Origin of the sequence: Lysinibacillus cavernae, assembly GCF_009724685.1 — a bacterium.
Classification (GTDB): domain Bacteria; phylum Bacillota; class Bacilli; order Bacillales_A; family Planococcaceae; genus Lysinibacillus; species Lysinibacillus cavernae.
In genome coordinates, this window is the sequence record NZ_WMEF01000006.1 from 215,105 (window position 1) to 239,181 (window position 24,077).

Here is a 24,077-nt window from a genome sequence, read left to right on the forward strand (position 1 = left end):
TACTCATGAATGTAGAGAACTTTTTACAACTACCCATTACAAAAGATTTCACTGTTGTTGCTGGTTACAACGGTTTGCATAAAGCTGTTCAAAATGTAGAGATTTTAGACTTTGAATTTTCACCAGATATCCACCATGTCCGAGATACGATTTTCACTCCCAACAGTGTTGTGCTAAGCAGTTTATTATTTGCAAAACAAAAACCTGAATATTTATTAAATGCTGTTAAAAATCTAATTGAGCTTGGGGCAAGCGCATTAGCTTATAAACCTGTTATTTTTAAAAATTTGCCTGAAGAGGTTTTAACTTATGCCGAAGAACAAAATTTCCCCATATTAAGATTTGGTGGAGATGAGTTTTTTGAAAAAATCATTTTAGAAACGATGGCCTATGCCAAAACACAGGATTATTCGTTCTTTTTAGAAACTATTCTACGAAGATTAATGGAGGAAGATGTTGCACAAGAGCAAATCAAGTCCATTTTACAGCAGCTCAACAGACCCTTTGAAAAGTATGTATTTGTGGCAAATTTACGAGCGAAGGATTCAATCCACCCTAATTGGATGCAAACCTTTTTATCGTTAGAACCTCTAGTAAAATCTGGCTTGATTAGTTCCTATAAACAAAGCCTTTTTATCATCATGACACATACATCTCAGCAATTTCAATTTGAAAAGGTTTTACATGAATGGTTAGCATTATACGCCATATCAACTGATAGCATTACTTTTGGCTATAGCGGTTGCTACGAAATCCAAACAGGATGCCCTGTTGCTTTACGAGAAGCCTTTTTTGCCAGTATTTTCGCTGAAATTGATATGCTACCAAGCTGTCATTATAAGAATCTCGCATCCGATCGTTTATTAATCGAGTTGCATCGTAAAGAGCCAATATTTGCAATGGATTACGTCAATTCCTTTTTAGCTCCTTTACTTGAAGACAAGGCGGATCAAGATTTAAAGGAAACTGCGATAACCTATATCATGAAAAAGGGAAATATCAAGGAAGTAGCTGTAGCACATTTCTGCCACCCAAATACAATCCGCTATCGTATGGCTAAAATACGTCAACTAGTAGCGCCTCTAGATAATGATTATGTTTTTTATGAACGCTTAGCTGCAGCCGTTAAATTGTACTTATTACACAGCAAATTGAATGTAGAATAATCGCTTTGGAATAAGTACAAAAAAACGCCTGAATATTTAGAAATAAAATCAAATTCTTTTCTTCACCCTTATGCTATTCTATTGAAGTTAGGAGGAAGAAACATGAAAAATTACATAGCTGATGGCATGCTATTGATTACGGCAATCGTGTGGGGTAGTGGATTTGTTATAACGGCCATTGCCTTAGAATATTTAACGGCTTATCAAGTAATGGCTGGTAGATTTTTATTAGCTTCAGTTATTTTAACAGTTTTATTTGGTTCTCGATTAAAAAAAGCTTCAAAATCAGTAATTTGGAAGGGAGCTTTATTAGGTACCATTTTGTATATAGCATTCGCCCTTCAAACAGTCGGGCTTCAATATACAACGCCGTCTAAAAATGCATTTTTAACCGCAGTTAATGTTATTATTGTACCTTTAATCGCGTATGCGGTTTATAAACGCCGCATTGATGGTTATGAAATAGTCGGCTCGATTATAGCTATCGTTGGAATCGGCTTTTTATCATTGCAAGGCACATTGACAATGAATATTGGTGATGCACTTTCTTTAGCTTGTGCTGTTGCTTTTGCCTTCGATATCTTTTGTACAAACCTCTTTGTTCAAAAGGAAGATGCTATTGCCCTAACCATTATTCAATTCCTTACGGCCTCCTTTATAGGTGTTCTTGTTGTCGTTAGCCAAGGTGAGATCCCTACCTCGCTTGAAAAAGAAGCGATCTATTCTATTATTTATCTAGGCATTTTTTCTACGACCATTGCTTACCTATTCCAAAATGTGGCCAATCAATATACAACTGCAACGAAGGCTGCAATTATCCTGTCGACTGAATCTTTTTTCGGTATGGTATTATCCGTCATCTTCTTGCATGAAATCTTAACAAGCCGAATGGTTGTAGGCGCAGTACTCATTTTACTGGCTATACTAATTGCAGAAGTCAAACCAGCACACCCTAAAAAGAAGCTTATGAAAACACTTGATAATCAAAACCCCGAATAGTTTCAGTTTTATACTGGAACTATTTTTTATAGTCATTAAACTTTACTAGTAATAATGCTTGTCGTTATGCCCACCACTAATACCGTAATAATGGATAATAAAAAGGTAGTGGAGGATAATAAGAAGCCACCTACAACAATGACGATGGAATCAATAAAAAATATTAATATCCCAACATTGATACCCGTTTTATCACATATAAATTGAGCAATTAAATCTGTCCCCCCAGTGCTTGTCTGAAATCGAAGCATCAAGCCAATACCAAAACCTACAAGAATTCCGCCGAAAATGGCACTGTAAAGAGCATCGATATGAACAAGATTTCTTACCGGCTTTAGCAAATCGATTATAAAGGAAGATGTAATTAAGCCATGGACACTATTGTAAAAATAAGCTCTATATTTAAACCAAGCAATAATAAAAATCGGAATACTAATTACAATGATCATTAAACCGATTTTCAGCTTATATAAATAATGTAATATTAGCGCTAACCCTACAACTCCTCCATCTAGAATTTCATAAGGCGTTAAGAATAGATTAATTCCTAACGACAAAGAAATACTTCCTATTATAATGACAAGACTTTTTTTAAAATACATACAACCCCCCTCCGTGACTGAGCATGTCTTATAGTATGAAAATAGGTTATCGAACATGTTATGAAATAACCCTAGATGAATAGTGATTTTTATCGAGTACATTTGCTAAATTTCTTCGAAACCTATTTCATTATTTAACGTATATACAGGTAAATTTTCATTTAACAAAGGAGGAATACTTAATGGAACATGCTTTATTAGAACAGGTTAAACATACTAGAACAAATTTAAGACAGAGGCAATTAGAAACGATTTTCGAGGAATTTGACGTTCAAAGAATGAAATTAACAGATACACAGCGTTTGGAAAAGTATCGTAAAATGCTTGAAAGTCCATTCCGCTTTTTCCGTGGCAGTGCCTATTTATTTTATTTTGATATGACAAAAACTACTTCAATCTTCCATACACCCGATAGAAGACCCACTTGGATTCAAGGTGATATGCATATGGACAATTTCGGTGCTTTCCAAAATGAAGATGGCACCATAGTCTTTGATGTCAATGACTTTGATGAAGGCTATGTCGGCTCTTATTTATATGATATTACTCGTATGAGTGTGAGCATTGCACTTTATTTGGATGAGCAAGGTTTACATAATGCAGCTCAGGAAACAGCTATCCAGCATTTTCTAAATAGCTATATCGATCAACTAAAACGATTTCAGCGCAAACTGGATGATCCACTAACACTGGTTTTTACAAAGGACAATACAAAAGGGCCAGCAAGAAAACTATTGAAAAAGCTTGAGAAACGCCAACGATCCCATTTTCTACAGGATATTTCGTATAGTAACGAGGATGGACAACGCGTATTCTTATGGAATGAAGAAATTCAACCAGTTAGCGCTGAGGAATATAGCGCCATTTCAAAAGCACTCGCTACTTATAAAATCAAGGATATTGCTTGTAAGTATGGCTCTGGCACAGCTTCTATCGGTTTAAAACGTTACTATATCTTAGTGGAAGGCGATAAAGATGCATCAGGAGTGGACGACCTAGTGCTCGAAATGAAGGAAGTACGTACAGCGATTCCGGCTTATTTCCTTCCTTATCACGAACTATTTTGGGCTCATTATGAACATCAAGGTGCGCGAGTGGTTGGGACACAAAAGGCCATGCACCATTTAGAGGACCCACATTTATCCTATATCACCATGAATGGACAGGAATTTTATATTCGAGAACGTTCTCCGTTTAAAAAGAAAATCAAGCCTAAAAACTATAAGGATTTAGAGGATTACTTTACAACAACAGCAATCATGGGGCAAATTGCTGCAAAAATACATGCACGGGCTGATATTGATTATTCTCATGTTTTTACCTACCACAGTGAGGAGGAAATTTTAAAAGCTATCGGCAAAGAACGCAATGTATTTGTAGAACATACGATTTTACAAGCCATGAGCTACAAAGAAATGGTTTACACAGATTTTGATTTATTTAAAAATTGGGTTGAAGTTAAATTTAATTAGGCTATTGAAAAAAGGACCTCGGCTTTTAGCAGAGGTCCTTACCTATAAAAATTACTTTTGCTTGGCTTTCATACGAGCAAGTAAGAAACCGCCTTTAAATGACTTAGGCTCGTATGAGATAATAAACGCATTGGGCTCAAATTGCTCTACTATTTGAAAGAGCTCCCCTTCACGATTTCTCTTCGTTAAGATTTCATATTTATAGCGATTACTATCTCGCCCTTCTCCAACATAAATCGTGACCGCAAACCCTTCATTACGAAGAAATCTTACCAGGTCCTCATTCTTATTTTGCGTATTAATGGTTGTATAGACATAGCCTATTGCTAGCTTACGCTCAATTTTGGCCCCTAAAAATATCCCTAACCCAAATCCAACTGCATAAACGACCATGGCTAACATGCTTTGTTTTCCACTAAAAACGAGTGAAAGGCCAAATACATACACTAACATCTCCAGCATACCAAATATCGCAGCAAGTGAAGTGATATTCTTTACTAAAAATATTGTTCGTAATGTTAAAAAAGGTACATAAACTAATTGAAGTATTAAAATTAAAACGATACTTTGCATTTGTACTAGACCTTTCTCAAAGTAGTTATATATAAGTGTATGTTGAAATAGAGAGTTACATTCTATTAAAAACGACCCTATTTTTAAATTCCCTAATAACCCGATATTAAACATCGCAAATGATACTATTAGTGTATTTTCACACTTATATTGCGATGTGATATGCACAAATTTATATATTTTTGGAAAGTGGTTTTTGATTGACCCATGGTACGAAGCAAATTCGGAAGAAAAAATCCATGATTCAAAAACAGTGGAGAGTGATGATTATAAGAAAATAGCAGAACAAGAGAAAGTCATTGCTATTGATAGTGGTATCGATAACAATAAATCCCCTACTATTTTCGGGTAAGTGTTTGTACTGATAAACAAACCTATTTGTTTTTTGTAAAAATAAACAGTACTCAGAGATGGCGGGTGGACTTATTCTATATACAAAGACGAAAAGTCTCGACTCGTGTTTGATGAAAATGTGAAATAGTTCTTTTTCAAATTAAAATGTCACTTCCTCTTAGCTAAGAGGAGGTGACATCATCTTTTTCATCAAAATATGCGGGGTATTTAACTTTCTCTTTACGCTTCCCCATGCATCGGGTCTTTTTTATGCTTTGGCCCAATCATATTGAATAAAATATTCAAGATAATCGCTGTCACCGAACCACAAACGATACCATTTGACGTTAAGATTGAAACGCTTGTTGGTAGTGCATCAAAAATGCCAGGAACTACGGATACACCGACACCTAAACTTACTGCAATTGCAGCAATCATCGCATTCTCTGCTGACTCATTCATAACGGGTACAAGCATGCCCATACCTTGTGTAATCACCATACCGAACATCGCAAGCATAGCTGCACCTAATACAGACGTTGGAATAATCGTTGTTAACGCTGCTATTTTTGGTAGGAAGCCAAGTGCTACTAGTAAACCACCTGTGATGTAAATAACTTTACGGTCCTTAACGCCTGACATACGCGTTAGTCCCACGTTTTGTGAGAATGTTGTATATGGGAAGGCATTAAAAATCCCACCGATTACTGAAGCAAGACCTTCTGAACGATAGCCACGTGCTAAATCCTTTGAATCTAATTTTTTATTACAAATATCACTTAGTGCAAAATAAACACCAGATGATTCAACCAGAGATACCATTGCTACAAGTGTCATTGTAATAATTGCGGTAATATCAAATGTTGGCATACCAAAGTAAAATGGTTGTACCATATGCAACGCATCGGCTTCAGTAACTGGGCTAAAATCAACTTTATTCATGAATGCACCTAGAATCGTTCCCGTTACAATACCGATTAAAATCGAAATAGCACGGACAAAACCTGTAGAAAAACGGTATATTACTAAAATAATAACGAGTGTAATAAACGCTAAAGCGACATTAGAGGCAGATGCAAAATCTTCTGCTCCTTGTCCGCCTGCCATATTATTTAAAGCAACTGGTAATAATGAGATACCGATAATTGATACAACAGAACCTGTTACTACTGGCGGGAAGAATTTCACAAGTTTACCGAAGAAACCTGCAATTATCATAACGATTACACCAGATGCAATAATGGAACCATAAATATCTGTGATACCTTGCTCTGGGTTTGTACCAATAGCGATAATTGGACTTACAGCTGTGAATGTACAACCGAGTACTACTGGTAAACCAATACCGATAAATTTACCTGAATACACTTGTAGAAGTGTTGCGATCCCGCACATCATAATATCAATCGCCACTAAATACGTCATTTGAGTTGAATCAAAGCCTATCGCTCCACCAATAATCAGTGGCACTAAGATCGCTCCTGCATACATTGCAAGTAAATGTTGAATCGCTAGCGTCGTTGATTTAAAGGTATTCATTACGCGCGAGCCTCCGTAGCAAATGTCACTTTGCCGTCTTCAAGAGAATCTACAATTGCTAATGACTCAACGCGAACACCTTGCTCACGCAATAATTTCCCACCATCTTGGAAGCCTTTTTCTATTACAATACCCACACCAACAACATTGGCACCGGCTTGCGCAGCAATATCAAGTAAACCTTTTACTGCTTCACCATTTGCTAGGAAATCGTCAACAATTAAAATATTATCGTCTTCATTTAAGAAATTACGTGATACTGAGATATCATTTGTTTCATTTTTTGTGAATGAATGTACCTTTGATGAATAAAGGTTATCTGAAAGTGTCAATGATTTGCGTTTGCGAGCAAACACTACAGGCGCACCAATTTCTAGTCCTAACATGACAGATGGAGCGATACCTGAAGATTCTATTGTTAGAATCTTTGTAATCACTTGGTCAGAGAAGCGGTTAGCGAATTCATGGCCAATTTCCTTCATTAACATTGGGTCAATTTGATGGTTTAAAAATGAATCAACTTTTAATACGGATGACGATAATACTTTACCTTCTTGCATTATTTTGTCCTGTAATAACTTCATTTCTTTTATATCCTTCTCTCTTTAAATAGTAATAAAAAAACGCTGAATACCTTTATTCCATTCAGCTACGAGTGGAGCAAAGCATTCAGCGTAAAAACGTCGAAACGAATAGAAAACACCATTAAAACTGAAGTTCTCTAAAAGCATTGCTACCCATAGTCGATTCATTTACGGTAAATCGGTAGAAACTTGCGAGCCATATCCTCGCTATTATATGAGTGAAAATGTATGAAACTATCAGAATAACCAATTAATCACTATATTCGGTAAAGAACCTATATCTCGCACTAAAATAGTTTAATTTTTCGGAAATCAATGGCATTCTGCAACTTTTTAATTGTAAACGTTCGTGTTTTCAATCAACGTACTGATTATAACAGACTATTTTCTAGCTTGCTAGTATTATTTTGATAAATGAAAAGGTACTGTCATAATGACGACATTTCTGTGAAATAACAGTGTCGTGCGGATAAGTAGACTCGATTGGTTGTGTAACATATGATGCCACCCTTTTTTCGGTAAAAATTGAGGGATAACAACTGTTACTTTATGACCTGTTTTAGTACATTGATGCTCTACTTTATCAATAAATTTAATCAATGGCTGTGTAATACTACGATAGGGTGAATAATAAGTGACTAGCCGTACATCAGGTTGCCAAACCTTCCATTTCTCTTCAAAAGCTTTTGCTTCTTCTTGATCGAAAGCTACATAAAAGGCAATTACTTTATCAACCTTAAGTGATCTAGCATAATGTAGGGAATTTTCAACTACCTTCGTAAAACCAGCTACTGGCACAATGAAAACATTCCCCTCAATAGTAGCCAATTCCTCATAATTCAGTCTTAACTGTTCTCCAACGGCTTGATAATGGTGCTTAATGCGATGGAATACAAAAATGATAATTGGTAAAAAGATAAACACCGGCCATACTTGAGGCATTTTTGTCACAAAAAACATCATTGCTACGATGAAAGAGATAGCTGCCCCAATTGTATTGATCGTAAATTTAGCTACCCAACCTTTAGGTTTTTCACGCCACCATTTTCGCATCATACCCGTTTGCGCTAATGTAAACGGAATAAATACCCCCACTGCATATAGCGGGATTAAATGCTCTGTTGCACCTTCAAATAAAATGATTAAGACAATTGCAGCTACACCTAGCATCATAATGCCATTCGAATAACCAAGGCGATCCCCACGAATTTGGAATATTCTAGGTATAAAACCATCCTTCGATAAATTAACAGCAAGCAATGGAAATGCTGAGTATCCTGTATTGGCAGCAAGCACCAAAATCATTGCCGTTGTACCCTGTACAATATAATAAAAGAGATTTCGACCAACGCTTGCTTCTGCTAACTGAGAAACCACTGTAGCTTCTGCTGTTGGTGCTACCCCATAAAAATAAGCTAAACTAACAATACCAACAAATAAAACTGCCAAAATGGCGCCCATTGCTAAAAGCGTTTTAGCAGCATTGTTTGGGGCAGGATTTCTAAAATTAGGAATGGCATTTGAAATCGCTTCTACCCCAGTTAAGGCTGAGCTTCCTGACGCAAATGCCTTTAATAAAATAAATAAACTAATCCCTGCAACCGGAGTCCCAACCTTTGGATGCAGCTCTGCTGGTACCTGACCTGTTGCTACATTGTAAAGCCCAATCCCAATTAACAATAGCATAACGCCCACAAACAGATAGACTGGATAGGCCAAGATAGATGCAGATTCTGTTACACCACGTAAGTTTAAAACTGTTAAGAAAATCACGAAAAATATAGCGATTGGTACATTATATGGATGAAGACTTGGAAATGCCGATGTGATTGCATCTGTACCTGCCGAAACACTTACGGCTACTGTTAAAATATAATCAACGAGTAAGGACCCCCCAGCCACGAGACCTGCATTTACTCCTAAATTTTCCCGCGATACTACATATGCGCCTCCCCCATGTGGATAGGCAAAAATAACCTGACGATAGGATAAAATCAGTGCCACAAGTAGAACAACGACCCCAGCCGCAATCGGTAAAGAATACCAAAACGCTAGAGTACCAACTGTCATAAGGACAATTAAAATTTGCTCTGGTCCATAGGCTACTGAGGACAAAGCATCTGACGATAATATAGCCAATGCCTTTGTTTTACTAAGCTTTTGTTCCCCTAACGCATCGGATCTTAGTGGTTTTCCGATTACATAACGTTTGAATGAGGATTTCATTGATAAACACCTTCTAGTTTCATAGATTGTGTTTCGCGTTTCTAAATAACATCAAAAAACGCCTACAAGTCATCACTAAATACGACTTGTAGACGCTCATCCGTCTGCCAAGCTTCTCTTTTCTGCTCTTAACGCTTACGAGGTTAGCTGTCGGATTCGGGCCTGAGTAGCCCTACCCTTCCAATTGGAAGAGATTCACCCCAAGGATGGCTTTTGCCATCCGTTAAAAATGGGTCCCCCGCGTTTAGTTGCTTCAGCGATTTAGAAATTGGAAACTTTTATAATGATGTTATATTACGCCTGTCAATTGAAAAAGTAAAGAAGAAAATTTTTCATTTTTACTAGGGAAATACATAGACTTTTTGCAAACATCATTGTAAGTACTCCATACACACGGAGAGATGCATTTACCCTCAAATGCCAAGTAAATTCCTGCGATACAACAAAAGCTACCTTAAAAGTATGCTCTACTTTTAAGATAGCTCTCCATATTAGTCTTCAATATCTTGTTCAAAATTGATAATGTTACCTGTAATTGGATCAACATCTACTTCATATTCATACTGGCCGTCTTTCAATTCAATTTCATAGATGCCATCATCAAGCTTTATTTTTGTCACTGTACCTTTTGCCTTTGTTAGGGCTGTTTCAATAGCCTGCTCTTTAGTAATTGTTTTAGTAGTCGTTGTGGCTGCTGGAATATTGTCATCCCAATCATCGTTATCTTGACGTTCTTTTTTCTGCTTTAGTAATTTTCCAGTGTAGGCATCGAATTTCAAGTCATATTCTTCTGTAGCAGTATGCACCTCTACTTCATAAATCGAGCGATATTTATTTTGGTCAAACTCAATATCCGCTACTGTCCCATCAACTACTGCTAAGGCCTTTTTTTCGATTTCCTGCATTGTTAATACCTTTTTCTCTTGAGCATTTCCTGATAATAATGTTGTCGAGCCGATCGCTGTACCTACACCAAGTGTAACTACTAATGCTGGAATCATAATCATTTTTTTCATGTCCATCTCTCCTTTGTTTTATCTATTCTTAGCTTACCAAGCAAAGATGATAGAACTCTAAGAGGAACATTAGAATTTCATGAGAATGATTTATTGATCGTCATCCCATGTAACGGACAGAATCTTTCCAGAGACAGCATGAATTTGAAAAGTGGCTTCGTCATCCTGTGTTTCAATTTCAACTAAATAGTAACCACCCTCTGAGGTTTCTTCAAAATCAACTGAGTCCACCTCACCCTTTAATTGCTCAAGCGCGATTTGAATGGCCTGCTGTTCAGAAATAATTGGCTCTTCAACAGGTTGTTCTTGTGGCTCCACATCTTTCTCAGATAATACTTCACCCGAGTAGCCATCTAGGGTTACATCTTTTTGCTTTTTCTCTTTTTCAACACGCACCGTATAAACCGAATCGGTTAACAGGACACTTTCTACATCGTCATATTCACTTTTGACTATTTTTCTTATTTGCTTTTCGGTTAACAACCGTTTAGTTTGTCCTTCTTTCACTGATAAATCAGTCACTTGTTGTGTCGTGACATCGAGTGTAGCTGTATACTGTACTTTGTCTCGTGTAAAGATCATCACATAGGTATTTTCTTGTTTCTTCACTTGTGTAACATGACCTTTATAGATTGTTTCAATATGGCTAATAGCTTCCGCTTCGCTAAGCGGTTCAACATGAAAATAGTGATATTGAATAAACCAAAGCGTGCCACTACAAAGAAGGAAAATAACAACGATCGTCAAAATCCACTTTTTCATTGCGGCCCCTCCTTTGGTATACATAGGGTAAAGCTCGATCCTTCCCCAAGTGTACTTTTCACAACTATCGTTATCCCCAATTGTTCTGCAATTTCATGGGCTATAGCAAGACCCAGGCCAGAACCACCTGTCTTACGATTACGATCTCCTGTTACACGGTAAAAACGCTCAAATAAATGCGGAATATGCTCTGCTGGTATACCCATGCCAAAATCTTGAATAGTAATGCGTACATCATTGGTTGTTTCTGTTGCGAGAATACGTATTTCATCCTCACTATATTTCCTAGCATTATCGAGCAAAATAAAGAGTAGTTGTTTCAATATTTTTTCATCACTGTAAATAAATCTTGGTACTTCCACCTCAACTATAAATGTACGGTGATAAGCCTGCTGCATTTGTGAAGCAACTTTATTTAAGAACGGCGCAAGCTCTAGCTGTTCAAAATGAACGTCCAGATGCTCGGTATTTTTAGCTAGCTCTAGCAATTGCAGCACCATATCATGCATGCGTGAGGATTCATTGGCAATGGCTTGTAATGATTCCTGAGCTACTTCACGATTGTCAAAACCTCGTCTTAAGAGTAGTTTTGCATAGCTTTCAATGACGGTAATGGGTGTTTTCAATTCATGGGAAGCATTTGACACAAATTCTTGTTGCTTTTGATAATGCTGCTCAAGCTTCTCCATCATCATATTAAAAGTACGGTTAATGTTTGTTAACTCGTCTCCACCCTTTTCTTTTATTTCCATTTTCTCGTAATTTCCCGTTGTTGCACTTTTACGCATGGTAGCATTTAAACGTTCTAACGGTAATAAAATAAGTCGCCCAAGTGCTAGGCTTGCTAAAAAGATTGGAATCGTTGCAATGACTGAAACGACTACTAATATAACTTTTAACAAGTCTAATGTACGCTTTACTCCTTCTGTGGATTGCTGTAATGTTATGTCCACAACTGTTCCGTCTATCCAAATTGCAGGCATTTTATAGGTAATGGAAGGACCTTCTGGCATTTCGAGTGAAGCCTGAACCTTAGTTTTCAAACGCTCTCCCTCATAAATATAAATAGCACCCTCTGTCGGCATATATGCTCTTAATACTTGCTGTAGGTTGGTTTGAGCATTTAACTGGCTTAATGTAGAGCTTAGATCATTTGCACGTGTCTGAAGTTGGTTATATTCCGTATTATAGGTAAATTTCTCATACAAAAAATAAATTCCACTATTAGTTGCCATTAAAATAACTAGCATTAATAATGTTGTTAATAGATGAATTTTCGTTTTAAGTCTCATAACGATGTTCCTTTAGCACATACCCTACACCACGAACTGTTTGAATAATAGGTGTTTCATTAGCAGCCTCAAGCTTTTGTCGTACATAACGAATATAAACATCCACAACATTTGTATCCCCATAATAGTCATAGCCCCATACAGCCTCTAATATTTGTTCTCTTGTCAGTACCTGTTTTGGGTGTTTTAATAAATAGAACAACAAATCAAACTCACGAGGAGTCAATTGGATTCCCTTACCATAATAAACAACTTCTCTTGTTTGCTCATTTATAGATAAATGGCCAAACGTGATGGCAACTTGCTGTGGACTAGCTTTTTGAGAAAACCGTAAAGCATTACGAATACGTGCTAGTAATTCCTCAATTTCAAACGGTTTTGTCACATAATCATTTGCTCCTAGATCTAACCCCTTTACCTTATCCTCTACCTCACTTTTGGCAGTCAGCATAATAACTGGTGTTTGTGATTCTGTTGCACGAATACGCTTTAGCACATCGATACCACTCATCTCGGGAAGCATGACATCTAGCAGGACTAAATCCCATTGTTGCTCACGATATTGGAGTAAGCCGTCTGTTCCTGTATGGGCCATTTCTGCCTCATAGCCTTCAAATTGAAGCTCTAGCTGCAGCACTCTCGCGATATTTTCTTCATCTTCTATAATTAAAATTCGATTGGTCATGTCGAATCATTCCTTATCCTTTTCTTTTCATCGTAAACGATGCTAGTGGTGAAAGTCTAATTAGAAAATGATGAGAATTGCACATACTTATGTAAAACAACTGAAACAAACCACTTCACTTTTTTAAATCCTAGCGTTAGAATACTAATATCTTATTTTCCTATAGGAAACTTTATTTCATTAACGATACTTTTTGAAACGAGGGAATAATATGGTTTACAAACGAGTCACAAAATCGTCTGCCGAGGCGGTTTTAGATGGAGATATTAAAGGCTGGCGACGCTTTTTACCATTTCTAGGACCTGCATTCATTGCAGCCGTCGCCTATATTGATCCTGGTAATTTTGCCACTAACATGACTGCAGGCTCTCAATATGGCTACTTGTTACTTTGGGTTATAGCCTTTTCCAATTTAATGGCCGTATTAATTCAATCTTTATCTGCAAAGCTTGGGATTGCGACAGGAAAAAATTTACCTGAAGTAGCCCGCGAGCATTTTTCTAAAAAAACATCCATTTTTTTATGGATACAGGCTGAATTAGTTATCATTGCGACTGACCTCGCTGAATTTATAGGAGCAGCATTAGGTCTTTATTTATTATTCAATATCCCAATGCTTCCAGCAGCATTGATTACAGCAGTTGGTTCATTTGCTATCTTAGAACTTCAGAGAAGAGGGTTTAGAGCCTTTGAAGCAGGTATTTCTGGCATGGTTTTAATTGTCGTATTAGCATTTGCTTTCCAAACATTTTTAGCACAGCCAGAATGGGGTGATGTAGCGATTGGCATGTTCACACCTCAGTTCGACGGTGTAGACTCGCTCTTACTTGCTACAGGTATTTTAGGAGCAACTGTCATGCCTCATGCTATTTACTTACACTCATCTTTAACGCAAAGTCGTATTATAGGTCGTAATGATGCTGAAAAAAAACGCATTTTCCGTTTTGAGTTTATTGATATTATCATTGCTATGGTTATTGCTGGAGCCATCAACATGAGTATGTTAATTATTGCCGCAGCAGTCTTCCACACACAAGGCATGGTAGTAGAAGATTTAGATGTAGCCTTTAACGGCTTAAAAGATGCTCTCGGCCCAATGGCAGCCATTTCCTTTGGTCTTGGTTTACTCATTGCAGGGCTAGCTAGTTCCTCTGTAGGTACTTTAGCGGGTGACATAGTCATGCAAGGATTCATTCGAAGAAAAATACCACTTTATTTACGTAGAGCGATTACCATGATCCCTCCGTTAGCAATCATTGCATCTGGTGTAAATGCAACCTATGCTCTCGTTCTTAGTCAGGTTGTTTTATCCTTCGGTATTGCATTTGCACTTGTCCCTCTTGTTATGTTTACTAGTAAACGAGACATCATGGGTAGCCTAGTCAACCATCGTATTACAACGATTTTAGGCTGGTTTGTAGTTGGCATTGTCGTTACATTGAATATTTATTTACTGTGGGAAACAATATTTGGATAATAGAAAACAGGCACTCTAGAGATTACCTGCTTCAGACTGTCCACAAAAGGAATCGAGAAGTTCATACTCGATTCCTTTTGTCTTTTTTTCTTCTATGAGTATGTTTAAAAATGGTGATTTTCTACCCGTTAAACATAATCTCCAAGCATAAGAATTCTTTTAAGTTGCCTGCCATTCCGAGTAGCCAGTTTCTTTAATTTCGTGGTAGCAAAGTAAGCATCCGCAAAGACATACTCAATAGTTTTCTTTACGCGGATATATGAAAGAAAAATCAATAGCAGCCTCTAGCTATGATTCTTCGTCATATGGTTAATCACCTCGAAAATTTACTTTTTATCAACATATGAATAAGGAGTTCTTTATGTAGAAGTTGATTGGAATGAAGGGCGGCGACTCCCGCGGAAAGCGTCCGCCCGTAGTGGAAATCAACGGCTTTACTTTATTTCATTGTAAAAGAAAAAAGACTGTAGAGAGTACCTGCTTTTTATTTGATTAGACGTCGACCTTCTCCACATTTCGAATGGCTAAATAGGCAATCCCGAGACCTATAATTGCTAAAGTAATTGGAATAATAATAATATCGTTCAAAGTAAAGTTACCTGTATTGGATGAAGTCACAGCTACAATAAAAATAGATGAAATGATCGTTGTTGGAATGGAGTATTTTCTCATACCGAAATACAATGGGATTAAAGCTATACCCGATGCTGCAATTGCATTCATAAATACAGAAGGGATGTGTTGTATGATTAATGAATTTGATAGCACATCAGGAATTAATTCAAATCTATCGCTAACAATACAGAAAATAGTTGTAATAATAGCATTGGAAATAATGATCATACTAAAAGTAAATAGCATTACAATAGCAAGCTTGGCGGCGATTAACTTCTTTCTACTTATAGGATACATAAAGGCTAGTGTGATTGTCTTAAATTTATATTCTCCAATAATCAATTTAGCTATTAATGTGGCAGCAAAAATAATAAAGACGGCTCTTACAAATGAATCAATGACACTTAAAGCAACCTCATAATTTTCAAGCCCTGGGTCTCCTTCTATTTTAGAGATAAATAAAATCATAAACATCAATCCAAGAATGACTAGATTTGCTATAACAGCGTTTTTAACATATGAGCCTAAATGATATTTTTTCATTTCTAAACGCATTAAATTAAGCATGGACAACCCCTCCATTGATTAACTTTAGGAAATAATCTTCTAATGAGCTTGTTTTTTTGCTAATCTCCTCTATCTCAACGTCATGTTCAATTAATGCTCTTGTTAGGCTTTGTTGGGATACTGTCGAATCATAAATACGTATAGAGTTATCATCCATTAGCTTGAAATTAGCAATTTTCAATTCGCTTTCAATAATAAAGGCCGCTTTCTTTCCATCATTCACTATCACTTCAATATAGTCTGCTTGATTGCGACTGATTGAATCCATTGCTACTTCAGTGATTAACCTACCATTCTTGATAACACCTATCGTATCTGCCAGCTGTTCAATTTCACCTAAAATATGACTCGAAATAATGATTGTTATCCCATACTCCTTACAGAGCATTTTAAAAAGCTCTCTTAACTCTTTAATTCCTATTGGGTCTAATCCATTAATTGGTTCATCTAAAATAAGTAACTCTGGTTTTGTAATAATGGCACGTGCAATGCCCAATCTCTGTTTCATCCCTAGAGAAAAATCTTTTACCCGTTTATCCTCTGTATTGGATAATTTCACAAGATTAAGCACATGTGTAATTTCCTTTTTATCATAATAACCCATGTAGTCACAATGCAGTTCCAAGGTTTCTTTAGCCGTCAACTTTTCATAGAATATTGGATATTCGATAATCGTCCCCATTCTTTTTAAAATTTCATAGGATTGGTTGGACAATTTCTCACCAAATATTTCAATATCTCCGCTGGTTGGCTTCGTTAGATTCGTTAGCATTTTCATAACAGTAGTTTTACCTGCACCATTGGGACCTAAAAATCCATAAATCTCTCCCTTCTTGACGTTCATATTGACAGCAGAAACTACTTCTTTTCCATCGTACACTTTCGTAAGCTGATTTGTTTTTACAAGGTATGTCATGTAAATCTCTCCCTCAATTGTGGCTATTTTCATTATAGGAAATGAAACTCTCTAATTTATTACTTGATCCTTACAAATTTCTTAAGAGCATAATAAAAGCCTGTAAAGCAGTGAGAGCTCTACAAGCATGATAGAATCAATACATCATCCGTTTCAAAGCAATTGTAAAAATGGTTTTTTTATAGGGAATACTCGAAAGACGGATCGAGCCATTCATTATTTCTACAAGTCGCTTTGTAATTGTTAGACCCAGCCCACTACCTTGGAAGGATTTATTTCGGGAATCCTCCAGCGTATACATTCTCTCAAAAACACTATCAATATGATATTCATCAATGCCCTTGCCACAATCCCACACATCAATATAAATATTAGTTTCATCATTTCTTACGTTTACCCCCATCACATTGCCATCTGCTCCATAAGCAATAGCATTGGATAGTAGATTGCTTAAAACTCTATCTAATGCTTCTTCATTGCCAAGCGCATACATAGAATTTTCAGGTATCGTAATATGGATATCTAATCCCATCGACGTGATTATATCGTAAAATGATAAAACATTTTTTCGGCAAATTTCACTAACATTGACTTTAGTCATTGGATAATCTGTGTCTCCAGCCTCTAATTTCGCCAGATCAAAAAATGTATGAATTATCTTTAATACTTCTAATGTTTTACCATGAACACCAGTGAGTAATCGTTGCCGTTCCTTCTCACTTAGAGAGCTAGGAAACTGAAGCATTTCAATATAGCCTAATACAACTGTTAAAGGCGTTTTAAGATCATGCGAAATATTCGCCAGCATCCTTTTCATCGAATCTTCCATTTTTTGATGTGTTGCCTGAACTTTTTGATTGTGGTCCAGTAAAGCATTCACCGCAATAAGGAGCTGCTGAATTTCTGGATTTGTAGTAGCTACTAAAATCTTTTCATTCGTTTGTTCATTAACAATCGCTTGTAGTTTTCCATGTATGTATTGAATCGTATTATTTTGTTCTTTCTTTACTCTCCATTGAAAAATATTAATCCCGATAAGTAATACAATAATGAGCAATAGTAATATCATCATTTTTTTATCCTTCAAACTTATAACCTATCCCCCACAGGGTTTTTATATATTGAGGGTTGGATGGGTTATCTTCAATTTTTTCTCGTAATCTTCTTATATGTACATTAATAATATTTTCATCACCATAGTAGGTATCTTGCCATATTAACTGATAAATTTGCTCTTTCGTAAAAACTCGCTGGCGGTTTGTCACAAATAACTTTAAAATGGCAAACTCCTTTGATGTCAGTTTCACTTCTTGTCCATTTCTGTCTATTGAAAAATTAACAATATCTATCTTTAAATTACCAATCTCTAGTACCTCTTGCTTGCTATCAGCACGGCCAGAATATTTTGTTGCTCTTCTTATGGCTGCCTTCACGCGTGCTGAAAATTCCAGCATAGAAAAGGGTTTAGCAATATAATCATCTGCCCCTAATCCTAAACCCAATGCTTTATCAACATCACTAACTTTTGCTGACATAATGATTATAGGAAGTGCCTCCTGCTCTCGAATGATTTTCAAAACTTCTAATCCATTAAGTTTAGGAAGCATAATATCTAAAATGACTAAATCAAAAGATTGATTTAAACAGTTTTGTAATGCGTCTTCACCATTGATTGCAGTTGTGACAGTGAACCCTTCCATTGATAAGTAATTTTCGACCATTTCACGAATGGCATCATCATCTTCTACTAGTAAAATATGCTTTTGCATTTTCATGCACCTCTCCCCACTAGAAAGTCATGAGAAATAATACTTTCCATATCTATAGTATACTACCATATATATGATATTTATTTAGCGCTATTTTCTAATTAATGTTAAATGTATCTTACTAAAAAAGCTGTCCCGTAAACCATCATTTTCAATGGTTTACGGAACAGCTTAATTATTTAATCCTCCACCCTTAAATCACATTCATTAAGTGGATGCATTTTTGTTTTGTGTTTAATTTTATATCCAAACCATAACAGTAAAAATAATGGGATGCCAATATAAGATACTAGAATTCCGTACCAATCAATTTTATCTCCCGTAAAAGCAGTGTAATTTTGTCCAATGACAACAATCATACAAACCGTAAAGGCAAATAGTGGTCCGAACGGATACAATTTTGCTTTATAAGGTAATAACTTTGGATCTAAGCCCTGTGCCTCAAAAGCTCGACGGAAACGATAATGACTATATGCTATACCAAGCCATGCAATAAAACCAGACATTCCAGAGGCATTTAAAAGCCAGATATAAACAACCCCATCACCAAAGAATGATGCTAAAAATGCTAAACAACCGACAGCTAATGTTGCGATCAATGCATAAATTGGAATACCTCGGCGACTTAGTTTTGCAAAAAATTTAGGTGCATGCCCATCTACTGCTAATTGCCATAACATACGAGACGATGCATATAGCCCTGAATTTCCAGCTGACAGCATAGCCGTTAAAATAATGGCATTCATTAATGAAGCGGCAAAGGCAATGCCTAAGCGATCAAACACTAATGTAAACGGTGATACTGCGATATCTTCTGATAGTAAGCGATCATCTGTGAATGGAATTAACATCCCTATTGCACCAATTGCTAAAATATAGAATAAAAGAATACGCCAGAATACCGATTTAACGGCCTTCGGAATATTTTTACCAGGATCGTCCGTTTCACCAGCCGTAATCCCAAGTAGCTCTGTTCCTTGGAATGAAAATCCTGCAGCAAGGAAAATACCAAATGTAGCAAGGAAACCACCATGGAATGGCCCGTCACTAATAAAGAAATTTGTAAAGCCTACAGGTGCTTGCCCACCTAAAATACCAAAAATCATTAATAAGCTAATAATAATAAAAACAATGACCGTTACTACTTTAATCATAGCAAACCAATATTCACTTTCACCATAGCTCTTTACAGAGAGTAAATTAAACGTCAGCACAACAGCTATAAATAAGACTGTCCAAAGTGCTGATGAGCTATCTGGGAACCAATATTTCATAATTAATGACACTGCCGCAATTTCTGCCGCAATCGTAATTGCCCAGTTATACCAATAGTTCCACCCCAATGCAAAGCCTAGAGCCGGATCTACAAATTTTGTTGCATACGTACTAAATGAACCTGATGATGGCATATAGGCAGCCATCTCCCCTAAGCTTGTCATTAAAAAGTACACCATAATACCGATTAAGGCATACGCAAGCAATGCGCCTCCAGGACCTGCTTGTGCAATGGCACCACCACTGGCTAGAAATAGCCCCGTACCAATTGTACCGCCTAAAGAAATCATTGTGATATGACGGCTTTTTAATTCTTTTTTCAGCTTCGGTGCTTTATGGCCGAGCTGATTTACTTTTATTTCACTCACGATATAGCTTCCTTCCTATTTATGAGGCAAAAAAATGCCATCACAAGAACAATGTGATGGCTAAGTTAATCCTCAGTTTTTCCTAAACGATAGCTCAACACGTTGTACAAACGTGACAGTTCTGTTCCTTTCGGAGACAGCCCCAGCATAAGGTTTTCAAGTCCCCTCACGCTTCGGCAATATTTCCTTTCAGCTAATCTCTTCAATGCTTGTCATTTCAATTAGCTTACTTATAAATATCGCGACCTCTACCTCAATACAAACATGAGGCATATAATTATTAAATTTATGATGTTTATTATACTAACATAAGACCATAGACATTTCAATACAACGACAAATGTTCTGTATTTTACGAATCTTCTACTATTTTTATTTGTGTGATACAGTGTTATAGTAGTTCAATTAGAATGGTTATTAACAGGGGGGATTTATTTTGACTACAAATGATCATTCCACTAGTTATCCAAGTAAAAAAATTAGCTGGAAGGGAACGACCTTACTTTTAGTCTTTGGGGTTATCTTTATAGCCTCTACATTACGAATGCCACTAACTGTTGTTGGTCCGATTATATCCTTTATCCGTTACGATCTTGGTATATCTAATGTACTAGCCGGCTTTCTAACAACTATTCCATTACTTGCTTTTGCTATCATATCACCATTTGCACCAGTTGTAGCACGCAAACTAGGGCTAGAGCTAACATTATTTTTATCAACTATTCTGTTGGCCATGGGAATTGTTCTACGTTCACTTGGTACAACAGGGTTACTTATATTTGGTACTGTGCTAATTGGAGTTGCAATATCTTTTGGCAATGTACTCATTCCAGGATTATTAAAATTGAAATTTCCATACCATGTAGGTTTACTAATGGCTTTTTTCACCATGTCCATGAATTTAACTGCTGGGCTTGGCGCAGGTATCAGCTATCCTATCGCGAATTCGTCTTTAGGTTGGCAAGGAGCTTTGGCCATTGCTCTTGTGCTAGTTGTAGCAACGATTTTAATATGGATACCTCAATTGAAATCTAATAATCCAGAACCAGCTACTACATCTAAAAAGTCAGTTACCCCGTTATGGAAATCGCCTGTCACATGGGCTGTAACAGGTGCCATGGGTTTACAATCTTTATTATTCTACACGACTGCAGCTTGGATTCCTGAAATCTACATCGCGCAAGGATTGGCTCCTGACAAAGCTGGCTGGATGTTTTCTATCATGCAATTCTCACAAGTTCCAATGGCATTGGCTGTACCCATTATTGCAGGTAAAATGACATCACAACGACCTCTTGTAGTGATGTTTACAGCATTCTATTTAGTAGGCTTTACTGGCGTTGTAATGGAATGGACAAGTCTTGGCGTACTGTGGATGATTCTTCTAGGTTTAGCAGGCGGTTCTTCATTCGCATTAGCGATGATGTTTTTTACACTACGCACTCGTACTGCATTTGAAGCAGCTGATTTATCTGGATTTGCACAATCTCTTGGTTATTTATTTGCTGCAATTGGTCCTATACTTTTTGGCTACTTGCACGATGTATTTGGAGGCTGGAATAGTGTAGGCTGGCTCTTTGTAGTTGTGGCGACCATGCTTTGCTTTTGCTCAATGAGGGCTTCTAAAAACGAATACGTCCATTAAAATAAAGCAGATGGGATAACGGCTCATGATCCCTATCTGCTTTATTTCTATATAGGTATAGACGTTTTATTTGTTCGATTGCTGTAATAAGGTTAGCAGCTCATCAAGACAGTCCGCTGTTTCTTTGTTATGAGCTGTAACGGCTGTAAAAATAGGAACAGCCTCTTGTAAGAGTAAATAACTAAAATAATAATAGCTTGTAAAAGGTTTCTGCTCATAGCCCTTTGGCGTTTGTTCCTCCCACTCCAGCTCATCATCATCTTCGTGATCCGTCCATAAGTATTTGACATCTAACAGCTCCTGCATCGTTTGAACTGAATATGCTGGGTCTAGATAATCCTCAGAAATCGCATGTGCCACAGCTAAATAAAGCTCTACTTCTTGTACAGAGACATCCTCTATATTTTTGCTAGCAAGCTTTTTTAAAAGGATAAGCAAAACCCATGGTGTAACTTGCCACAGTGTTCCTTGATGCTCCACTAACTCAGCTAGCTCTGTATAATCCTCCTGTTCAATCAGCTGAGGGATAGCCGTTCCTCTACCATAAGGTGTCGTCAATTGTAACCACGGGATATTAGGAATTTGCTCATTCAGCATAGCGTATCGGCCCTCTCCACAATCAGCTAATAGCATGGCTTTTGATAAAAATAATTTGGTGTATGATAAATATTGACGTAAGGTTTATGGAAAATATGAGTCGTTGCGGGCGAAAGTGGTGGGATTAGCCATGTCCAGTTACCTGTAACGTCTCGTCCTGCTGATACCTCTGCTTCTTCAAACAATTTAAACTGCTGAGCAGCTGTATGATGATCAACAATGCTCACGCCTTGTTCTTTAAAAGAATGAAGTACAGCAATATTAAGCTCCACTAATGCACGATCACGCCAAAGTGAGGCTTGCTTGGTTGTATCAAGATTAAAAACCTCTGCAATTGCTGGTAGCATATTATAACGCTCATGATCTGCTAAATTACGTGCACCAATTTCTGTCCCCATGTACCAGCCATTAAATGGTGCAGCTTGAAAATCAATACCTGCCATTTGAAAACGCATACTCGAAATAATGGGTACAGCATACCACTTCATTCCTAATCTCTCCACGTCCATTGACTCTGGATGACGAATTGGCACCTCTAAAATATATTCTGCCGGAATTGTAAACAGCTGTGGGGCTCGCCCATCTACTTGTATAACAAGAGGTAACACATCAAATGGTGTTCTCTCACTTTTCCAGCCTAACGATTCACATTCTTTAGTAAAAGCAACAGACTGTGCATCACCAATAACACCGGCTTCTGTTTCATAGCCTGCATAACGGATTAGCTGATGATTCCATATACGTACTCTATTTGAAGCAAACACTGTTATCGTTGGACGGATCTTCCCATTATTTGTTGCATAAACGATATGCTCCAGTAATTTTTGAAAAATATCCTTTTCATCTAAAACACCACGTGCATCTACTACATGCAATGATTGCCAAAACAGACGACCAATACATTTGTTACTATTACGCCATGCCACCCGTGCACCAAAAATTAGCTCCTCTGTTGTTGGATAATATTCACCTGCACTCTTAATCTGTTGTAATCTATTTGCTAACCAACGTTCTGATTCATTTTGTTCTACCTGATATAAACTTAAAAATTGCTGGATCTCCTGTATATTCATTTCGATTCCTCCACTTATCCTCATATTAGAGGAACAAAACGACAAGCACCACGAAAATAGCCATTAAAAAAACATACATATTGCATATATGAAATAGTTTGTTCAAATTTATAACGAATTGAATCATGATTAGATGATTTTGTGAATGCAGAAGGAAAACAAGAGGAAGACATCATATAGAAAGGAAAAAAATACTAGACATGTAAAAAAACTACTGAACCATTGATATCGGTTTCGTAGTTTCACTCTTTACTAGTATATGATTTATTGATAAAAGAAAAAAGCATGTAACACATACTGTGCTACATGCTTGATGACCCGTACGGGATTCGAACCCGTGTTACCGCCGTGAAAGGGCGGTGTCTTAACCACTTGACCAAGGGGCCATGGCTCCGAAGGCAGGACTCGAACCTGCGACAACCTGATTAACAGTCAGGTGCTACTACCAACTGAGCTACTTCGGAATAATGATGGGCCTAAATGGACTCGAACCATCGACCTCACGCTTATCAGGCGTGCGCTCTAA

Annotated in this window: 23 protein-coding genes, 2 tRNA genes and 3 riboswitches; of the genes, 6 read left to right on the forward strand and 19 right to left on the reverse strand. The window is 37.0% G+C overall.

What is annotated here, in order from left to right:
* Positions 1-5: 5 nt before the first annotated feature.
* Positions 6-1,166 (forward strand): PucR family transcriptional regulator, encoded by a 1,161-nt coding sequence (locus tag GJU32_RS14170; RefSeq protein WP_155592612.1) that lies wholly within the window; start codon positions 6-8, stop codon positions 1,164-1,166.
* A gap of 102 nt (positions 1,167-1,268) precedes the next feature.
* The gene (locus GJU32_RS14175) at positions 1,269-2,165 is read left to right on the forward strand and encodes a DMT family transporter (RefSeq protein WP_155592613.1); all 897 of its coding nucleotides are present in this window, start codon (positions 1,269-1,271) and stop codon (positions 2,163-2,165) included.
* Positions 2,166-2,200: 35 nt separating this feature from the next.
* On the opposite strand, the gene GJU32_RS14180 is transcribed toward GJU32_RS14175, so the two are convergent.
* Positions 2,201-2,767: a YitT family protein gene (locus tag GJU32_RS14180; protein WP_155592614.1), complete on the reverse strand. Its 567-nt coding sequence runs from the start codon at positions 2,765-2,767 to the stop codon at positions 2,201-2,203.
* Positions 2,768-2,949: 182 nt separating this feature from the next.
* Between GJU32_RS14180 and GJU32_RS14185 the strand changes: the two genes are divergently transcribed.
* Entirely contained in the window at positions 2,950-4,239 is a 1,290-nt protein-coding gene (locus GJU32_RS14185; protein WP_155592615.1) for a DUF2252 domain-containing protein, read from the forward strand.
* 51 nt (positions 4,240-4,290) lie between these two features.
* Here GJU32_RS14185 and GJU32_RS14190 read toward each other — a convergent pair whose 3' ends face one another.
* On the reverse strand, positions 4,291-4,812 hold the full coding sequence (locus GJU32_RS14190; RefSeq protein ID WP_155592616.1) for a DUF2179 domain-containing protein: 522 nt from the start codon (positions 4,810-4,812) through the stop codon (positions 4,291-4,293).
* A gap of 196 nt (positions 4,813-5,008) precedes the next feature.
* Here GJU32_RS14190 and GJU32_RS14195 point away from each other — a divergent pair, with 196 nt between their 5' ends.
* A complete protein-coding gene (locus GJU32_RS14195; RefSeq protein WP_155592617.1) occupies positions 5,009-5,164 on the forward strand; it encodes a hypothetical protein in 156 nt (51 codons plus the stop codon).
* Positions 5,165-5,385: 221 nt separating this feature from the next.
* Here GJU32_RS14195 and GJU32_RS14200 read toward each other — a convergent pair whose 3' ends face one another.
* The 8 genes from GJU32_RS14200 to GJU32_RS14230 all read right to left on the reverse strand — a co-directional run bounded on the left by GJU32_RS14200 (position 5,386) and on the right by GJU32_RS14230 (position 13,249).
* Positions 5,386-6,684: a nucleobase:cation symporter-2 family protein gene (locus GJU32_RS14200; protein WP_155592618.1), complete on the reverse strand. Its 1,299-nt coding sequence runs from the start codon at positions 6,682-6,684 to the stop codon at positions 5,386-5,388.
* On the reverse strand, positions 6,684-7,268 hold the full coding sequence (locus GJU32_RS14205; protein WP_155592619.1) for a xanthine phosphoribosyltransferase: 585 nt from the start codon (positions 7,266-7,268) through the stop codon (positions 6,684-6,686). Before GJU32_RS14205 ends, GJU32_RS14200 begins: the two co-directional genes overlap by 1 nt.
* Before the next feature lie 21 nt (positions 7,269-7,289).
* Positions 7,290-7,436: a hypothetical protein gene (locus GJU32_RS23415; RefSeq protein ID WP_230875050.1), complete on the reverse strand. Its 147-nt coding sequence runs from the start codon at positions 7,434-7,436 to the stop codon at positions 7,290-7,292.
* A riboswitch (purine riboswitch) is annotated at positions 7,405-7,506 on the reverse strand. Its footprint overlaps the gene before it by 32 nt.
* A gap of 164 nt (positions 7,507-7,670) precedes the next feature.
* Positions 7,671-9,494, reverse strand: coding sequence for an APC family permease (locus tag GJU32_RS14210; RefSeq protein WP_155592620.1), 1,824 nt, complete (start codon positions 9,492-9,494; stop codon positions 7,671-7,673).
* 118 nt (positions 9,495-9,612) lie between these two features.
* Positions 9,613-9,763: riboswitch (cyclic di-AMP (ydaO/yuaA leader) on the reverse strand.
* Between the two features lie 222 nt (positions 9,764-9,985).
* Positions 9,986-10,510, reverse strand: a complete 525-nt coding sequence (locus GJU32_RS14215) for a PepSY domain-containing protein (RefSeq protein ID WP_155592621.1) — start codon at positions 10,508-10,510, stop codon at positions 9,986-9,988.
* A 90-nt stretch (positions 10,511-10,600) separates the two neighbouring features.
* The gene (locus tag GJU32_RS14220; RefSeq protein WP_155592622.1) at positions 10,601-11,272 is read right to left on the reverse strand and encodes a PepSY domain-containing protein; all 672 of its coding nucleotides are present in this window, start codon (positions 11,270-11,272) and stop codon (positions 10,601-10,603) included.
* Positions 11,269-12,564, reverse strand: a complete 1,296-nt coding sequence (locus GJU32_RS14225) for a HAMP domain-containing sensor histidine kinase (protein WP_155592623.1) — start codon at positions 12,562-12,564, stop codon at positions 11,269-11,271. Before GJU32_RS14225 ends, GJU32_RS14220 begins: the two co-directional genes overlap by 4 nt.
* Positions 12,554-13,249 (reverse strand): response regulator transcription factor, encoded by a 696-nt coding sequence (locus GJU32_RS14230; protein WP_155592624.1) that lies wholly within the window; start codon positions 13,247-13,249, stop codon positions 12,554-12,556. The genes GJU32_RS14225 and GJU32_RS14230 overlap by 11 nt, the downstream gene beginning before the upstream one ends.
* Positions 13,250-13,460: 211 nt before the next feature.
* On the opposite strand from GJU32_RS14230, the gene GJU32_RS14235 reads away from it, so the two are divergent.
* Positions 13,461-14,726 (forward strand): Nramp family divalent metal transporter, encoded by a 1,266-nt coding sequence (locus GJU32_RS14235; RefSeq protein ID WP_155592625.1) that lies wholly within the window; start codon positions 13,461-13,463, stop codon positions 14,724-14,726.
* Between the two features lie 492 nt (positions 14,727-15,218).
* On the opposite strand, the gene GJU32_RS14240 is transcribed toward GJU32_RS14235, so the two are convergent.
* The 5 genes from GJU32_RS14240 to GJU32_RS14260 form a co-directional block, all read right to left on the reverse strand.
* Positions 15,219-15,908, reverse strand: a complete 690-nt coding sequence (locus GJU32_RS14240; protein WP_155592626.1) for an ABC transporter permease — start codon at positions 15,906-15,908, stop codon at positions 15,219-15,221.
* A complete protein-coding gene (locus GJU32_RS14245; RefSeq protein ID WP_155592627.1) occupies positions 15,901-16,824 on the reverse strand; it encodes an ABC transporter ATP-binding protein in 924 nt (307 codons plus the stop codon). Before GJU32_RS14245 ends, GJU32_RS14240 begins: the two co-directional genes overlap by 8 nt.
* Before the next feature lie 136 nt (positions 16,825-16,960).
* The gene (locus GJU32_RS14250) at positions 16,961-17,896 is read right to left on the reverse strand and encodes a sensor histidine kinase (RefSeq protein WP_155592628.1); all 936 of its coding nucleotides are present in this window, start codon (positions 17,894-17,896) and stop codon (positions 16,961-16,963) included.
* A 4-nt stretch (positions 17,897-17,900) separates the two neighbouring features.
* Entirely contained in the window at positions 17,901-18,593 is a 693-nt protein-coding gene (locus GJU32_RS14255; RefSeq protein WP_155592635.1) for a response regulator transcription factor, read from the reverse strand.
* A 179-nt stretch (positions 18,594-18,772) separates the two neighbouring features.
* Positions 18,773-20,236: an amino acid permease gene (locus GJU32_RS14260; protein ID WP_155592629.1), complete on the reverse strand. Its 1,464-nt coding sequence runs from the start codon at positions 20,234-20,236 to the stop codon at positions 18,773-18,775.
* An 82-nt stretch (positions 20,237-20,318) separates the two neighbouring features.
* Positions 20,319-20,495: riboswitch (Lysine riboswitch) on the reverse strand.
* Positions 20,496-20,672: 177 nt separating this feature from the next.
* Here GJU32_RS14260 and GJU32_RS14265 point away from each other — a divergent pair.
* Positions 20,673-21,881 (forward strand): CynX/NimT family MFS transporter, encoded by a 1,209-nt coding sequence (locus tag GJU32_RS14265; protein WP_155592630.1) that lies wholly within the window; start codon positions 20,673-20,675, stop codon positions 21,879-21,881.
* 66 nt (positions 21,882-21,947) lie between these two features.
* Here the strand turns inward: GJU32_RS14265 and GJU32_RS14270 are convergent, their stop codons facing one another.
* From GJU32_RS14270 to GJU32_RS14285, 4 genes are all read right to left on the reverse strand, one after another.
* Positions 21,948-22,478 (reverse strand): hypothetical protein, encoded by a 531-nt coding sequence (locus GJU32_RS14270; protein ID WP_155592631.1) that lies wholly within the window; start codon positions 22,476-22,478, stop codon positions 21,948-21,950.
* A 26-nt stretch (positions 22,479-22,504) separates the two neighbouring features.
* Positions 22,505-23,551 (reverse strand): nitric oxide synthase oxygenase, encoded by a 1,047-nt coding sequence (locus GJU32_RS14275; RefSeq protein ID WP_155592632.1) that lies wholly within the window; start codon positions 23,549-23,551, stop codon positions 22,505-22,507.
* A gap of 314 nt (positions 23,552-23,865) precedes the next feature.
* Positions 23,866-23,937: transfer RNA gene (locus GJU32_RS14280), tRNA-Glu, on the reverse strand.
* A 1-nt stretch (position 23,938) separates the two neighbouring features.
* Positions 23,939-24,015, reverse strand: a tRNA-Asn gene (locus GJU32_RS14285).
* Positions 24,016-24,077 lie beyond the last annotated feature (62 nt).

Bases quoted from the DNA above. Each gene is read 5' to 3' on its own strand.
- GJU32_RS14275 (WP_155592632.1), bottom strand. From the start codon at position 23,551: ATGAATATACAGGAGATCCAGCAATTTTTAAGTTTATATCAGGTAGAA.
- GJU32_RS14270 (WP_155592631.1), bottom strand. From the start codon at position 22,478: ATGCTGAATGAGCAAATTCCTAATATCCCGTGGTTACAATTGACGACA.
- GJU32_RS14185 (WP_155592615.1), top strand. From the start codon at position 2,950: ATGGAACATGCTTTATTAGAACAGGTTAAACATACTAGAACAAATTTA.
- GJU32_RS14210 (WP_155592620.1), bottom strand. From the start codon at position 9,494: ATGAAATCCTCATTCAAACGTTATGTAATCGGAAAACCACTAAGATCC.
- GJU32_RS14250 (WP_155592628.1), bottom strand. From the start codon at position 17,896: ATGATGATATTACTATTGCTCATTATTGTATTACTTATCGGGATTAAT.
- GJU32_RS14175 (WP_155592613.1), top strand. From the start codon at position 1,269: ATGAAAAATTACATAGCTGATGGCATGCTATTGATTACGGCAATCGTG.
- GJU32_RS14215 (WP_155592621.1), bottom strand. From the start codon at position 10,510: ATGAAAAAAATGATTATGATTCCAGCATTAGTAGTTACACTTGGTGTA.
- GJU32_RS14245 (WP_155592627.1), bottom strand. From the start codon at position 16,824: ATGACATACCTTGTAAAAACAAATCAGCTTACGAAAGTGTACGATGGA.
- GJU32_RS14190 (WP_155592616.1), bottom strand. From the start codon at position 4,812: ATGCAAAGTATCGTTTTAATTTTAATACTTCAATTAGTTTATGTACCT.
- GJU32_RS14235 (WP_155592625.1), top strand. From the start codon at position 13,461: ATGGTTTACAAACGAGTCACAAAATCGTCTGCCGAGGCGGTTTTAGAT.
- GJU32_RS14200 (WP_155592618.1), bottom strand. From the start codon at position 6,684: ATGAATACCTTTAAATCAACGACGCTAGCGATTCAACATTTACTTGCA.
- GJU32_RS23415 (WP_230875050.1), bottom strand. From the start codon at position 7,436: ATGAATCGACTATGGGTAGCAATGCTTTTAGAGAACTTCAGTTTTAAT.
- GJU32_RS14225 (WP_155592623.1), bottom strand. From the start codon at position 12,564: ATGAGACTTAAAACGAAAATTCATCTATTAACAACATTATTAATGCTA.
- GJU32_RS14205 (WP_155592619.1), bottom strand. From the start codon at position 7,268: ATGAAGTTATTACAGGACAAAATAATGCAAGAAGGTAAAGTATTATCG.
- GJU32_RS14220 (WP_155592622.1), bottom strand. From the start codon at position 11,272: ATGAAAAAGTGGATTTTGACGATCGTTGTTATTTTCCTTCTTTGTAGT.
- GJU32_RS14255 (WP_155592635.1), bottom strand. From the start codon at position 18,593: ATGCAAAAGCATATTTTACTAGTAGAAGATGATGATGCCATTCGTGAA.
- GJU32_RS14230 (WP_155592624.1), bottom strand. From the start codon at position 13,249: ATGACCAATCGAATTTTAATTATAGAAGATGAAGAAAATATCGCGAGA.
- GJU32_RS14240 (WP_155592626.1), bottom strand. From the start codon at position 15,908: ATGCTTAATTTAATGCGTTTAGAAATGAAAAAATATCATTTAGGCTCA.
- GJU32_RS14180 (WP_155592614.1), bottom strand. From the start codon at position 2,767: ATGTATTTTAAAAAAAGTCTTGTCATTATAATAGGAAGTATTTCTTTG.
- GJU32_RS14170 (WP_155592612.1), top strand. From the start codon at position 6: ATGAATGTAGAGAACTTTTTACAACTACCCATTACAAAAGATTTCACT.